The organism is Imperialibacter roseus, assembly GCF_032999765.1.
Taxonomy (GTDB): domain Bacteria; phylum Bacteroidota; class Bacteroidia; order Cytophagales; family Cyclobacteriaceae; genus Imperialibacter; species Imperialibacter roseus.
The window spans coordinates 3,752,248-3,766,282 of record NZ_CP136051.1; the positions used below are offsets into that span (position 1 = coordinate 3,752,248).

General features: G+C 49.3%; 12 protein-coding genes. 9 read left to right on the forward strand and 3 right to left on the reverse strand.

The window, feature by feature from the left end:
• Window positions 1–19 precede the first annotated feature (19 nt).
• From RT717_RS15630 to RT717_RS15660, 7 genes are all read left to right on the forward strand, one after another.
• Complete coding sequence (locus tag RT717_RS15630; protein ID WP_317487321.1) at window positions 20–685, forward strand: HAD family hydrolase; 666 nt, start codon at window positions 20–22, stop codon at window positions 683–685.
• A gap of 119 nt (window positions 686–804) precedes the next feature.
• Window positions 805–1,266: a GNAT family N-acetyltransferase gene (locus RT717_RS15635; RefSeq protein ID WP_317487322.1), complete on the forward strand. Its 462-nt coding sequence runs from the start codon at window positions 805–807 to the stop codon at window positions 1,264–1,266.
• 62 nt (window positions 1,267–1,328) lie between these two features.
• Window positions 1,329–1,688, forward strand: coding sequence for an SdpI family protein (locus RT717_RS15640; protein WP_317487323.1), 360 nt, complete (start codon window positions 1,329–1,331; stop codon window positions 1,686–1,688).
• A 1-nt stretch (window position 1,689) separates the two neighbouring features.
• A complete protein-coding gene (locus tag RT717_RS15645) occupies window positions 1,690–3,258 on the forward strand; it encodes a sulfatase (protein ID WP_317487324.1) in 1,569 nt (522 codons plus the stop codon).
• 73 nt (window positions 3,259–3,331) lie between these two features.
• The gene (locus RT717_RS15650; protein WP_317487325.1) at window positions 3,332–6,085 is read left to right on the forward strand and encodes a family 78 glycoside hydrolase catalytic domain; all 2,754 of its coding nucleotides are present in this window, start codon (window positions 3,332–3,334) and stop codon (window positions 6,083–6,085) included.
• Window positions 6,086–6,126: 41 nt separating this feature from the next.
• A complete protein-coding gene (locus RT717_RS15655) occupies window positions 6,127–6,849 on the forward strand; it encodes a class I SAM-dependent methyltransferase (protein ID WP_317487326.1) in 723 nt (240 codons plus the stop codon).
• A 191-nt stretch (window positions 6,850–7,040) separates the two neighbouring features.
• Complete coding sequence (locus tag RT717_RS15660) at window positions 7,041–7,955, forward strand: DMT family transporter (RefSeq protein WP_317487327.1); 915 nt, start codon at window positions 7,041–7,043, stop codon at window positions 7,953–7,955.
• Window positions 7,956–8,333: 378 nt separating this feature from the next.
• On the opposite strand, the gene RT717_RS15665 is transcribed toward RT717_RS15660, so the two are convergent.
• From RT717_RS15665 to RT717_RS15675, 3 genes are all read right to left on the reverse strand, one after another.
• Entirely contained in the window at window positions 8,334–9,827 is a 1,494-nt protein-coding gene (locus tag RT717_RS15665) for an SLC13 family permease (RefSeq protein ID WP_317487328.1), read from the reverse strand.
• 88 nt (window positions 9,828–9,915) lie between these two features.
• On the reverse strand, window positions 9,916–11,439 hold the full coding sequence (locus tag RT717_RS15670; protein WP_317487329.1) for an FG-GAP repeat domain-containing protein: 1,524 nt from the start codon (window positions 11,437–11,439) through the stop codon (window positions 9,916–9,918).
• Window positions 11,440–11,550: 111 nt separating this feature from the next.
• Window positions 11,551–12,261: a hypothetical protein gene (locus RT717_RS15675; RefSeq protein ID WP_317487330.1), complete on the reverse strand. Its 711-nt coding sequence runs from the start codon at window positions 12,259–12,261 to the stop codon at window positions 11,551–11,553.
• Window positions 12,262–12,348: 87 nt separating this feature from the next.
• On the opposite strand from RT717_RS15675, the gene RT717_RS15680 reads away from it, so the two are divergent.
• Complete coding sequence (locus RT717_RS15680) at window positions 12,349–12,918, forward strand: Crp/Fnr family transcriptional regulator (protein WP_317487331.1); 570 nt, start codon at window positions 12,349–12,351, stop codon at window positions 12,916–12,918.
• A gap of 66 nt (window positions 12,919–12,984) precedes the next feature.
• Window positions 12,985–13,893 (forward strand): alpha/beta fold hydrolase, encoded by a 909-nt coding sequence (locus RT717_RS15685; protein WP_317487332.1) that lies wholly within the window; start codon window positions 12,985–12,987, stop codon window positions 13,891–13,893.
• Window positions 13,894–14,035 lie beyond the last annotated feature (142 nt).

A 14,035-nucleotide genomic window follows, 5' to 3' on the forward strand; every position in this document is an offset into this window, starting at 1 on the left:
TTCAACCAACAAAACTTTAATGCCCACATACAAAGCCATTATTTTCGATTTCGACGGCACACTTCTCGACACCGAAACCTTTCACTTCCATATCTGGAATGAAATTCTTTCTGAGTACAATATCATCGTCAGCTATGAAGAATACCTCGACGTATTTGCCGGCGTACCCACTCCCGTCAATGCACAAATGCTGGTCGAAAAACACAATTTATCTATATCCCAGCAGGCGTTACTGGAGAAGAGAGAAAACCTGGCTCTGGAGCGGATGAAAACCGGCACCTTCAAAATGATGCCTCATGCCAGAGAAACACTGGACTTCTTTTTCGACAAAGGCTACCCAATGGCCCTCGCCACAGGCAGCCCCCGGCCCGACGTCGACCTGCTGATGGAGCGAATGGATTTGGCGAAGTATTTCAAAATCACCGTAACCAGAGACGACGTAAAAGTCAGCAAGCCCCACCCGGAAAGCTACCAGAAGTGTGTCGACTTCCTCGGTTTTCCCAAGGCAGACTACCTCGTGTTTGAAGACACGCCAAACGGTGCGCTGTCAGCCAAAAACGCCGGCCTCACCTGTTTTGCCGTACAACACGACGTGCGGGAACACCCCCGGCTGCAACATGCCGACAAACTCTTCAATGACATGAAGGCTGCTATGGACTTCCTCAGAGGAAACAAGCTGATTTAGGCAAAGCCGTTGTGTGTCAAGAAAACACATACAATGATGTTTTTTATTTCCCATATTACAGTATATTAATGGGACAATGGGAGTCGATTGTTTAAACATAAGCAGCAGACTTTTTTTAGATGATAAGAAACTACTTACCCGACGACTACGCCAAAGTAATGGAAGTGTTCAGGCTGAATATACCTCAGTTTTTTGCCAGTGAAGAAGAAGCTGATTTAACTGACTACCTGAAAGAGCACGGTGACAGTTATTACGTAATTGAAGTCAAAGGAGAAATAATTGGCGCCGGCGGCCATCATTATCCACTACCTGGCGTCGGTCGGCTGTCGTGGGACTTCTTCCGACCGGAAGTGCAAGGCAAAGGCTGGGGCCGCAAGCTGATCAACCATTCACTCGACGAAATCAGAAGCAAAAAACATGTAAAACGACTGGAAGTGTGGACGTCACAACAGTCCTATCAGTTCTATGCCAAGTTTGGCTTCAATGTTCACAGGGTGGAAAAGGACTTTTGGGCCAAAGGTTTCGACCTCTACCATATGGAAATGATCGCTGATAAAATTCAGCGGCCAACCTACTTCTAAACCTTCGGAAATGTTGGTTTGTCTATAGGGAATTTTGTAAACTGACTAGCAAAACACTACCTATGGAGAATCTGTTTTGGATGCATTTTATTCTTGGACCCTTCTTTCTTGTTATCGCTTTCCTTTTCAAAGCATTCCCTCCTAAGAGCATCAATTACCTGTACGGCTACCGCACCACACGGTCGATGAAATCAGACGCCGCTTGGCACGCAGCTAACAAACTAAGCGCCAACCTGATGGTGGGAGTTGGTTTTGCCACTTGCCTGGCTCAGGGCATTTTCTACGCCACAGGCATAGGCTTCGCCGCCTACGTCGGTTGGTCCAGCGGCGTTTTGGTTGTCCTTCTGCTGGCCACTATTCCGGCTGTTGAGGCGCATCTGAAGAAGAATTTTGACGAGCAGGGCAATCCCATATCAAAATAAGATGAGCCAATATTTGACCGCCTTCTTTTTGCTTTGTATCCTGTGTATTGGCTGCGAGCAAAAAGCTGCAAGGAAACCCAATATATTATTCATTCTCGTCGATGACCTTGGACACAAAGACCTAAGCTCCACGGGCAGCCAATTCTACGAAACGCCCAATATCGACAAGATTGCTGCTGAGGGCATGATGTTTACTCAGGGATACGCAGCCAGCCGGGTGTGTAGTCCGTCAAGAGCCAGCATCATTTCGGGTCGGTTTACAGCACGCCATGGTATCACCGACTGGATTGGAGCCAAATATGGCGAAGACTGGAGGTCGCTGAACAGGTTCGACAAACTGTTGCCTGCCGACTACACACACTACCTCCCTCATGAATACGTAACGTTGCCGGAAACTCTGAAAGAAAACGGGTACAAAACCTTCTTTGCAGGCAAATGGCACCTGGGCGACAGGGGATCTTATCCCGAAAACCATGGCTTCGATATCAATGTGGCGGGTTGGGACAAAGGAAGCCCGATGGGTGGCTACTTCTCGCCATACGAAAACCCGAAGATTTCGGATGGCCCTAAAGGCGAGAACCTGTCCATCCGCCTGGCACAGGAAACAGCCAGTTTCATTGAAAGCCACAAAGACTCCACCTTCTTTGCCTTTCTGTCATTTTATGCCGTGCATGGCCCCATTCAAACGAACGAAGAAAAGTGGACAAAATACCGCACCAAAGCGGAACAAATGGGGCTTGTCGAAAATGGCTTCGAAATGGAAAGCGTGCTTCCTATTCGGGTAACGCAGGATAATCCGGTGTACGCCGGACTCGTCGAAACCATGGATGAGGCCGTCGGTATTGTGCTCGACAAACTCAAAGCACTTGGCCTGGACGAAAATACGATCATAGTGTTCACCTCCGACAACGGCGGTGTTTCCTCCGGCGACAATTTCTCAACTTCCAATCTTCCGCTGCGGGGTGGCAAAGGCTACCAATGGGAAGGCGGAACGAGAGAACCCTTTTTCATCAAAGTGCCCTGGCTGAACAGCAACGGAGCCAAAAGCAATGTACCTGTTATCAATACCGACTTCTACCCCACCCTGTTGGAGCTGGCGAAAATACCGCTGAAGCCCAGCGAGCACATTGACGGCGTGAGCCTTGTGCCACTGCTGGAAGGAAAATCAATTGCTGAGCGGCCGCTGTACTGGCACTACCCACACTACGGCAACCAGGGCGGCGAACCGTCTTCTGTAATCCGGCTGGGCAATTGGAAGCTCATCCACTACTGGGAGGATGGCAGAGAGGAGCTCTACAACCTGAAAAATGATGAGGCTGAAAGAAACAACGTGGCTTCACAGGAAATTGAGACAAAAGAAAAACTTAGTAAACAGTTGCTGGGTTGGTTGAAAGAAGTCAATGCTAAAATTCCAGTGCCCGACCCGGAATACGACCCTGCTAAGGCGTTACAGCGACACGAAGACATTGTAAACAATCTCTGGCCAAGGCTGGAGCAGCAGAGAAAAGACATGCTTACTCCCGGCTGGTCGCCCAATGCCGACTGGTGGGGAAGCAAAACGATCGACTAACAGGACACCACAGTATGGAAATGACTTTGCCTATTCACATATTTACCTTGGCATCAATGCTTAACCGATACCTATGAGACTACTACTCCTACTTTCGCTGGCTATTCTGGCGAGCTGCACTACGAATGGCAACGAACCTGGTAAAATATCTCCAGTCGACCTCACCTGCGAGTACCTCGAAAACCCCTCAGTAGTTGACGTGGCCCACCCCCGGCTAGCCTGGATCAACACTTCCATCGGCAACGAAAGAGGGCAAAGGCAAACCGCATGGCAAGTACGGGTGGCAAGCAGCCAGGAAGGCCTTGAAAAGCCAGACCTTTGGGACAGCAAGAAAGTTGATTCTGAGCAATCGGATCGGGTCGAATACCAGGGCAAGACACTCACCAGCAGGACCGAATGCTGGTGGCAGGTGCGGGTATGGGACAAAAACGGCAACCCTTCGGACTGGAGCGAGCCAGGTAAATGGAGAATGGGTTTGCTGGAGGCATCCGACTGGAAAGCGCAATGGATTGGCGCACCCTGGCAGGGCGAAGAGGCGCTGCCAAAACCTGGCGGAGGACCTGATGGAAGACCAAAGGAATTTGCTGGCCCTGCCCCCATGCTTCGCAAAGAGTTTGAAATCACAAAAGAGATTGACAAGGCCGTGGCCTATGTGACTGGCCTGGGTTACTTTGAATTCTATGCCAATGGTAAAAAAGTAGGCGACGATGTGCTGGTGCCTAACCAGACCAACTACGGCAAGCGCCCCGGACTGAATACTTCTTATATCAACGTGCAGGACGATTTTAGACGGTACAAAGTGATGTATCTGGCCTATGATGTCAAAGAGCACTTAAAGCAGGGCAAAAATGCTATCGGCAGCATATTGGGCAACGGCTTTTACAACCCTGCTAAGTTCTGGACGGAGGGCTACGGCTCGACCCGTTTCCTGGGGCAGGTACATATTACCTACACAGACGGAACAGAGGATGTGATCGTTAGTGATGAGAGCTGGAAAGCCTCACAAAGCCCTATTCTCATGGATATGGTGTATTACGGAGAAGTATATGATGCCAGGAAAGAACAACCAGGCTGGAGTACTGCCGACTTTGACCAGTCTTCCTGGGAGCCTGTGGCAAAGAGAAAAGCGCCTGAGGGTGAGCTGGTGGCACACACTGCTTACCCTGATAAAGTTACCGAAAGACTGGAGCCCGTTTCCATAGAGAAGCTGGACAACGGCAACTACAAAGTCGACTTTGGGGTCGAAATATCAGGCTGGGTGCGATTCAATAATGTAGAAGGGCCGGAAGGCCATCAGATCGACATCTCATTCAATGGCAACCTCTACTCTGGCGACAATACCTACATTTTTAACGGAAAAGGCCCCACCTCCTATGCACCCAGGTTCAACTGGTTTGTGTTTAGCGGCATCGAAATAAAAAACTGGCCGGGAGAGTTAAAAAAAGAACATCTCACAGCGGAAGCAGTCAATACCTACGTGGAAGAATCAGCGGTTTTTGAAACCTCCAATCAGCTATTCAATGACATCAACAAGATCTGGCGTCGCAGTCAAACTGACAATATGCACGGCGGCATTGCCAGCGACTGCCCGCACCGGGAGCGTTCTGGATACACCGGCGATGGCCAGGTAGCCTGCTCCATGGTCATGCACAACTTCGACACAAAGAACTTCTACTACAAGTGGATACAAGACATGTATGAAGCTCAAAACGTAGAAACGGGCTACGTACCCAACGGTGCTCCCTGGCAGCCAGGTTGCGGCGGTGGTGTGGCCTGGGGGGCAGCTATCTGCATCATGCCATGGGAGTTTTACACGCAATATGGAGCGCTGGATATGCTGGAAGACAACTATGATGGTATGCAAGGCTATATCCGCTACATGCAAACGTGGGTAGATGAGGACGGCATCATGTTCTCCCAACGGAGAAATGGCTCTGGCGAAATCCTCAAGTGGTTCAACCTGGGCGAATGGGTATCGCCGGGTGAGTTAATACCTGATGACATGGTACACACTTTCTACTTCTGGCACTGTGTTGAAATTGCGTCGAAAACCGCCCGGATATTGGGTAAAAAGGGAGAAGCCGAAGCCTATGAATCATTGGCGGAAACGACCCGTCACGCTTTTATGAAAAAATTCTACAACCCTGAAACTGGAAGCTATGGCAAGGGTGGCGGCAATATCCTGGCCCTGAGAATGGGCGTGCCACCCGGGCAATACGACCAGGTGAAAGCTGCCCTGATAGCAGACATAAAAGCGGATAACGGACATCTCGACATAGGCATTTTCGGCACAAGATTCTTCTTTGAGGTGTTGGCCAGCAATGGGCTCAATGACCTGGCCTATGAGGCATTGAACAAAACTGACGAACCCAGCTTTGGGCATTGGCTGGAGCTGGGCTCTACCACCACCCGGGAGCACTGGAGCGAAGATGGTTCATTCAACCACCCGATGTTTGGCGGTGGCCTTGTATGGCTTTACAAGAACCTGGCGGGTATGCAAACCGATATTACCAACCCTGGCTATAAGCACATCATCTTCAGACCACAGCCTGTTGATGAGCTTGACTTTGTCACTTATTCCAACAAAACCATATATGGGCAAGCTGGAATTACCTGGAAAAACCAACCAAATGACTTTCAAATGGACGTTACCGTTCCTGTAGGAAGCACTGCAACCGTCTATATTCCTGCGAGTGAAAAAGAGGCAGTGACCGAAGGCGGTGAAAAAACCGAAAATTCTGCCAGCGTCAATTTTAAAGGCATGGAAGAAGGCTACGCTGTTTTTGAGGTGGGAAGTGGTAATTATAATTTCGTTGCAAAGAAATAAAAGCCGGAACATTCTCTCGGGTTTCTACGTGTTGCTTGCTTGTGAACACGAAAAATCACTACGACCAACACCTGTCACATTTTTACAGCTGGATGGTTGGCGACTTCGAGCAGAAGGCGGCAGAGCAGCAAACATTCTTTGAGAAAAACGGCATCATTCCTGAGTCGTTTGGTCTGGCCATTGACCTTGGTGCCGGCCACGGGCTTCAGGCAATACCGCTGGCGAGACTGGGCTTTAGTGTTACTGCTATCGACTTCAGCGCTGTGCTCCTCAAAGAGCTTGAGGAGCGCAAAGGCCACCTGGACATTTCGACTATCGAAGCCGATATAACTGACACATACTGGCACGGATCCCTCAAACCAGAGCTTGTCGTTTGTATGGGCGACACCATCAGCCATTTGGAAAGCTTCGAACAGGTCGAAACCCTTACCCTCACACTATCGAATCTGCTGACCAGAGAAGGAAAGCTTATCTATTCCTTTCGTGACTATAGCCAGGCGCTAGAAGACACGCAGCGGTTCATCCCTGTTAACAGTGATAGTAACAGAATACACACGTGCTTGCTTGAGTACTTCGACAATACAGTGAGAGTGACTGACCTGCTACACGAAAAACAAGGCGATATTTGGCAGCAGCAGGTGAGTTCGTACACCAAGCTCCGCCTAACCTCCGACATGGTCAGCGCAATGATCGAGAAAAGCGGATTGAATGTGATAAGCGAGGGTGTCCACAACAGAATGAGCTACCTGATTGCTCAAAAGTAGCTGTTGAGGTGTTATTCTAGTTCCGCTTCCAATGATTAGTTATTATCTGCTTATAGACAGATAATACACTTTATCTGCTTTAGAACAGATAAATTTGATTACCTGCGCCAGGACAGATATATCTCATTAAATGAACATCCGTTGCCAAAAAAGGCTATTGAGAACCACTTTTCATCTACCTTCGTCGCTCTATGCAAGCCATTACTTTAACGGGAAAAGAAAAATGGGCAGCGCTGGGCCTAGCTGCTCTCGGTTCCACTATGTTCAGTGCCAAAGCTGTGTTCATTAAGCTGGCCTATCAGTTCGATATTTCATCCATCGACCTTATGTCACTGCGAATGCTCATGGCCCTGCCTTTCTACGCAGGCATTTTGTGGTGGACCAATAGAAAGAAAGAACCGATGGTCATTACCCGCAAGGACATATGGCGCATTGTCCTGTATGGCATCATGGGTTACTACATCGCCAGCTATTTCGACTTTTGGGGACTGGAATATGTGAGTGCCAGCATGGAGCGGCTTATCCTGTTCATTTATCCAACGCTGGTGGTGATATTGTCTGCCATTTTCACCAAAAAGAAAGTAACGAAGTGGGAAGTGCTGGCCATTGGCATTACCTACTCCGGCATGCTCCTTGCCTTTTTCGACAAAATCAAAATAGGTGGGGTACACGAAACGCTGATTGGAGGCAGTCTCATTTTTGTGAGTGCGCTTACCTATGCCATTTACCTGATTGGCAGCGGAAGGTTGATCCCGAAGTTTGGTACGGTTCGCTTCACCTCATTGTCAATGATAGTGGCTTGCATCGCTGTCATCTTCCACAACCTCATCGCCAATGGGCAATTGGCCTTGCTTGACTTCCCCTGGCAAATCTATACCCTGGCATTGATGATTGCCCTCATCTCAACGGTGATTCCATCCTTCCTGATATCGGAGGCCATCAAGCGCATAGGCTCTTCGGAGGTAGCCATTACCGGAAACATCGGCCCCATCTCCACCATTATCCTGTCCATGATTTTCCTCCACGAAGTCATCGGCCTCTGGCAATGGGCTGGTACGGCGATTGTGTTGTTTGGGGTAAGCCTGCTATCTAGAAAGAAGGGATAGTATTCTCAAAAACCACTTTATTTCGCCCAACCAGGCATTGCTTCGCTTGTTGTTGTTGTTGTTGTTGTTGTTGTTGTTGTCGTGGCCTTGTGTCCTCACAAGCCACTTCTTCACTCGTGACATTGGTTGTGGCCTTGGGTCTCCACAAGCCACCTCACTTCACCCACCTGTCGTTGTGGCCTTGTGTCTTCACAAGCCACTTCTTCGCTCGTGGATCTTTATCTACCAAAAATCACTGCCGTCAGACTTAGCGTTCCCACAAACCGCTTTTGCGATGGTTTGTGAAGACACGAAACCATAACAAAAGCTACAAATCGTGTGTGGTTTTCTGTCTTCATGACTCAATGTCGTTGTGGCCTTGTGTCTTCACACGCCACCTCACTTCGCCCAAGCCGGCACTGCTCCCCCCATATCAAACACCGGCACAGCCACGAGGTAAAGAACAATCGTCAACAACAGAATGCTGATCAGGTTCAGCCAGAACCCCGCCCGGGCCATTTGCGGAATGGTCACCAGCTCACTGCCAAAAATGACCGTGTTGGTGCCCGTACCCGACGGCAGCATAAAGGCAAATGAACAGGCAATGGTGGCTGGTATCATCAGCATGTAAGGATGTGTGCCGCTGCTCACAGCCATGGTAGCCAGCACTGGCAGGAAGATATTGGCCGTAGCTGTATTGGAGTTGATCTCCGTCAGAAAAGTCATCAGCGTGATCACACTCAGTAGCACCAGTAGCGGCGACCAGTTGGCTATAAACTGAAGCTCTGTGCCCAGCCACGCCGCCAGGCCAGTGGTTCCGAAGCTCTCAGCGATGGCATAGCCTCCGCCAACTATCATCACCGTGCCCCAGGGAATGGCCTCGGCTTGCTTCCAGGTGATCAGTCTCTTGCCGGACTCGCTTTTGTCGGGCAAAAAGAACAGGAGCAGGCAAGAAAAAACCGCCACGGTAGAATCATGCACCCAATCGGACACGCCAAGCAAGCTGGCCCACCCTGGGAGCACAAAGTCATCAACCACAATATCCCTGCGGAAAACCCAGGCGAGTGCCGTGAAAATGAATATCCCAAGTACCATCTTCTCGGCCGGTTTCATCGTGCCGAGTCCTTTCAGTTCTTTCTCCACAATCTCCTTACCCCCTTCAAACTTCCCTTTGATCTTAAAATACCTGACGAGGTAGAACCAAATCAGCGGAAGGAAGATGACAATGAGCGGCACCCCCAGCAGCATCCACTGGAAGAATGGAATCTCAGGAGCATCCGGGTAAAGCTTTTGAACCATGCCCGCAAAGACCATGTTGGGCGGGGTGCCAATGAGGGTGCCTGTTCCTCCAATACTACAGGCGTAGGCGATGGCCAGCATCAGGGCAATTCCGAAGTCTTTGTTGTGCCCCGAAGCTTCATTTTCCCTGCTGATAATAGCCATTGCAATAGGCAGCATGAGCAGAGCTACTGCTACGTTCGCAATCCACATCGACAGGAGGGCCGAAGCCACCATAAAGCTAAGCAGCAGCATCCGGCGGCTACTACCTATGAGGTTCATAATGGAAAGTGCAATGCGTCGGTGCAAATGATGAACCTCAATGGCCTTGGAAATAATGAAGCCAGCCAGCAGCATCAGCACATAGTTGTGGCCGTAGTTGGCGGCCGTAGTTTCAGCATCGAGAATGCCCAGAAGTGGAAACAAGGCTAATGGGAGCAGCGCCGTGGCTGCAATGGGTATGGCTTCAGAAACCCAGAGTGACGTCATGAGCAGCGCTACTGCCGCTGCTCTCATGGCCTGGTGAGAAAGGCCCTCCGGCGTTGGTAAAAAGATCAACGCAGAGAAAATGAGCAGACCTACAATAAGGCCGATTCTCTTACCACTTATTTTCAATTGTTCAGGTGTTGGTTAGCCTGATCAATATGCTAAAAAATGCACAAATTATTCTTCGCCCGTTAAGAATTCCTCAATGCCAGTATGCTTACTTTAATTTATTCTCAAGATAGAGCACATCAGTTGTTGACGCATTCCACTTATCGATAAATGACTTAGGTGTAAACGCCGGGGAGTAAGTAAATGAGCCTAAAATAAGATCCGTGTCACCATCGAGGTCAATATCACCGGACTCCATCACGATCCATCGTCCGTCGTCGGCATTCGCCAGGGTATGTGGTTGGAAGCTGAAGTCGGCCGAAGAAGTGTTCTCAAGGTAGATAAATGATTCTTTGGGGTTGTTGTCGAAATCGGGAAAGAAGCAGGAAATGGCAAAGTCCACGTCACCATCCTGATCAAAGTCGACGGCTTCCACCTGAGTGGCGCCGTAAGCCGGGAAGAAGAACGCCTCTTCGAAATTATTCTTACCATCATTGAGGAAGAGCCTCATGCCATGGTAAGGCTTCAAAATGGGCGAGTAGTCGGCGTTGTCGCCATGCGCCACGGCGATGTCCATGTCGCCATCGCCATCGTAGTCAAAAAGCTCAAGGTCGCTGGAGCCGTAAAGCGGATTGAGGCGTAGAATCTGCCTTGCAGCGAAAGTCAGTCCTTTGCCCTGATACAAAATATAGGCGCCTTCGTTGCCCTGCGAAACAAGCACCACAAGATCCTTCAGTCCATCGTTGTCCATGTCGTGCACCTCTACCTTGATGCAACCGGCGTAGGGCAACAGCTGTGTTTTTTCCCTGCGGCCGTCTATGTCGGAAATCAAAGTCAGCTGGCCAATCAGGTTGCCAAACTCACAGACAAGTATCTCGTCGGTGCCATCACCATCAAAATCCTCGACCAGGCTAAACACCGGCCGTTGCAAAAACTCAGCTACCTTTCTTTGGGGCTGATCCGGCGTTACCTCCCACAACGTTCCCAACGACTGCTCCGTTGGGTGCATCTGTCCCATTTCAACAACGAACTCCCGTCCCATGCTCCTGTTAAACGAAACAACAGAGGTTTTGAATGTCTCTTCGATCCGTGCGGAGTCGCCGGGCTCCCACTTCCATATTTGCCCGTTGGCATTAGCGCCATACACTCCCTTTTCGTCGTCAACGTGTCTGAAATGCGTTACCAAAGACCCCTTGAAGTCCTCAGTCTTGATAAAAGTGGGAGAAAACTGGGTCAGCACGCTACTTCTCTCAACCCTGGCGAGATCGGCAGGCATAGAATCTGGGGCGTTTTCCAAAATGTATTTCGTTACGGCCTCCCAGTCGCTGTCAGAAATCATCGGTTTTTCAGGGTAGACATTGTTGGACTGCAAAAGCATTTTCTCGTTCATGTCCACCCTTCGGTAAGGGTCATATCCCTCTATCTTTACACCCAACCTTGCGCCCATCTCAGGAAGTACAAGCCTTTCCCACACACCTTTGGTTAGTTGTGCCGGGTCCGGCAGGTTGTGGCAGCCACCGCAGTAAGTTTTGTAAGTAGCCGCAGGTTTATCAATATTTCCAACACATCCGTCAAGCAGGCAGGCCACAGAAATGATGGCACCAGCCCCAATCACCCATTTTATTCGCTTCATCGTATATCGTACTCCTTCGTCAACAATATTAGACAAATGAGCAGGAAAAAGCATGGAAGTTTGACTGGAAGGTTCTTTTTAGGCAAGAGGGAAATAGGTAGCCGACTTGAGCTACCTTCGCAAAGTAACCCCGAGGGAAATTTCAAATCCCTCAAGATTCACTCTCGCATCAGGAAAATCGATGGCTTTGGTTTCCAGGCTGCCCCCCTGCACGCCGCCAATATAGTCGCCGTTGAGGGTGGCAGCTGACGCAACGGACAAATAGCTGACCTCGGTTGACACCGAAAATTCTTTGGCTATGTGCCATTCAAAAGAGGTGCCGGCTATCCAGCCCAGGCCAATTTTAGTTTTAATTGTAGCATCAGTATTGGCAACGTCCCAGCCTTCATAATCTCTTAGTACCCTGTCGAAGTTGCCTTCGTTCAGCCTTGGGTTGATGTGCCAGATGCCAGCAGCTCCTCCCCTGATCCACCAGGTCACAATTTTGGTATCTATCTTGAAAGCCAGCTCCACAGGCACCAGCATAGAAAAGTGCGGGCCTGTCAGCGGCTTGTCTGCCTCAAAGGGTAGTTTATCCATCGCAAGCCCTGACATAGAATAAATGGAGCCGCCTGTCTCAATTCCCACAGGCCCAAAATAATAGCCCAGCCCTCTGACGGAAAACGGGCTGACCGGAGCCGACACATAGCCGTTTTTTGGCACCAGGTAGGAGAAAGAAATGCCTTGTGCCAGCAACTCACTACCCGCTAACCAGCTGATTGCCCCGGTTAAAACAAATAACTGAAGCGATTTGTAAAGGCCTCTGATTACGGTTATCTTCATTTACTCAAACTTTTTACACCTGTCATCCTTTTTCGAAAACGAAGTTAGGACATAAAGCCTCTTTCTTAAGACTAATTTGCTTTGAATATGAGTGAGTTGCAGAAATTCCTCAAATCCATCTATGACCTGCCGGCATCGAGCATGCAAAAGCTGGAGGATTGTCTGAAACCGGTGGAGTTCAAAAGAAAGGAGGTAATAACCTGGGAAGGGCATGTTGAGAAGTACCTCTATTTTGTTCAGGAGGGCATCCAGAAATCTTACTATATCAAGGATGGAAATGAACACGTCATTGCATTCACTTATGCCCCCTCTTTTTCGGGTATCCCTGAGTCGTTTCTTACACAAACTCCCTCAAAATATTTTCTGGACACCATCACGCCCAGCAAACTGCTCCGGCTTTCCTACGATCAGCTCCAGTCGTTACTAAGCGAAGACCGCCATTTGGAACGGATGATGCAGAAAGCAACGGAAGTTGTGCTGGCAGGGCTGATCCAGCGCCATCATGAGCTGCTGGCCTTTGATATTGAAGAAAGGTTTACAGCTTTCGTCAAACGAAGTCCAAAATTACTCAACCTCATCCCCCACAAAGACCTGGCCTCTTACCTCGGCATTAATGCCACCAACTTCAGTAAGCTGCTGGCACGGGTGAAAATCTGAAATCTTGGTATATACCAAGAGTCATTCCTTTGCCGCTCGATTCCTTTGCTAAAAAATAAAACAGCAATGAAGCAGCAAACTCCTCTTTGGCTTGACGAAAGCCTCTACCCCTTTTCACACCGTTACATCGACCTTCCCTCTGGCAGAATGCACTATGTGGATGAAGGTCGGGGCGACGTACTTTTGTTTGTGCATGGCACGCCTGCATGGTCATTCCTTTACAGAGAGCAAATAAAAACACTGCGCACAAAGTACCGATGCATTGCCGTCGATCATATTGGTTTCGGGCTGTCAGATAAGCCGGAAGATTTCGACGGCACTCCTCAAGCCCACTCAGCCAACCTTGCCCTGTTTGTAGAAAAGCTCGGCCTCACCAATATCACCCTTGTTGTCCATGACTTCGGCGGGCCGATAGGCCTTTCATTCGCCCTCTCGCATCCAGAAAAGGTGAGGAACCTGGTGATACTAAACACCTGGCTCTGGAAAACCAGCGATAACCCCGATGTGCAAAAGGTTGACAAGGTGGTAAACAGCAGGTTGGGCAAGTTAATTTATCTGCACACAAATTTTTCCCCATCCATTCTGATGGAAAAATCTTTCCACGACAAATCGAAACTAACAAAGGCCATACACCTTCACTATACCAGACCGTTTCCCAACAAGGCGTCCCGGTGGGGGCTTTTACGGCTGGCACAATCCCTTCTTGGGTCTTCCGATTGGTACGAAGAGCAGTTTAAACAACTACATAAATGGCAGCATAAAACCGCTTTGATCCTTTGGGGCACAGAAGATCAATTTATAAAACCAGCATTTCTGGATAAATGGAAGGAAGCGCTCCCACAGGCTACTGTCCGAACTTTTGACGCCGGACATTTCGTTCAGGAAGAATCCTCGAAAGAGGTTTCCGATGCCATTGACAGCCTAATGCAACAGAGCCAATTTTCGCTGGCTAGCAACACTTTTACCGGAGCCTAGCTTCTGCATGTAGCACCGTTCGCAGGCTGCGAAGATAATTAGCAACACAATAGTGATTTTGTGCGCAACTGTTTTCATTTTTGCACCCAGATCGATGCTTCTCTGACATTTGGGCAAATGAAGCATCAAAAGCTAAATGGGT

Bases quoted from the DNA above. Each gene is read 5' to 3' on its own strand.
- RT717_RS15630 (WP_317487321.1), top strand. From the start codon at position 20: ATGCCCACATACAAAGCCATTATTTTCGATTTCGACGGCACACTTCTC.
- RT717_RS15635 (WP_317487322.1), top strand. From the start codon at position 805: ATGATAAGAAACTACTTACCCGACGACTACGCCAAAGTAATGGAAGTG.
- RT717_RS15640 (WP_317487323.1), top strand. From the start codon at position 1,329: ATGGAGAATCTGTTTTGGATGCATTTTATTCTTGGACCCTTCTTTCTT.
- RT717_RS15645 (WP_317487324.1), top strand. From the start codon at position 1,690: ATGAGCCAATATTTGACCGCCTTCTTTTTGCTTTGTATCCTGTGTATT.
- RT717_RS15650 (WP_317487325.1), top strand. From the start codon at position 3,332: ATGAGACTACTACTCCTACTTTCGCTGGCTATTCTGGCGAGCTGCACT.
- RT717_RS15660 (WP_317487327.1), top strand. From the start codon at position 7,041: ATGCAAGCCATTACTTTAACGGGAAAAGAAAAATGGGCAGCGCTGGGC.
- RT717_RS15670 (WP_317487329.1), bottom strand. From the start codon at position 11,439: ATGAAGCGAATAAAATGGGTGATTGGGGCTGGTGCCATCATTTCTGTG.
- RT717_RS15675 (WP_317487330.1), bottom strand. From the start codon at position 12,261: ATGAAGATAACCGTAATCAGAGGCCTTTACAAATCGCTTCAGTTATTT.
- RT717_RS15680 (WP_317487331.1), top strand. From the start codon at position 12,349: ATGAGTGAGTTGCAGAAATTCCTCAAATCCATCTATGACCTGCCGGCA.
- RT717_RS15685 (WP_317487332.1), top strand. From the start codon at position 12,985: ATGAAGCAGCAAACTCCTCTTTGGCTTGACGAAAGCCTCTACCCCTTT.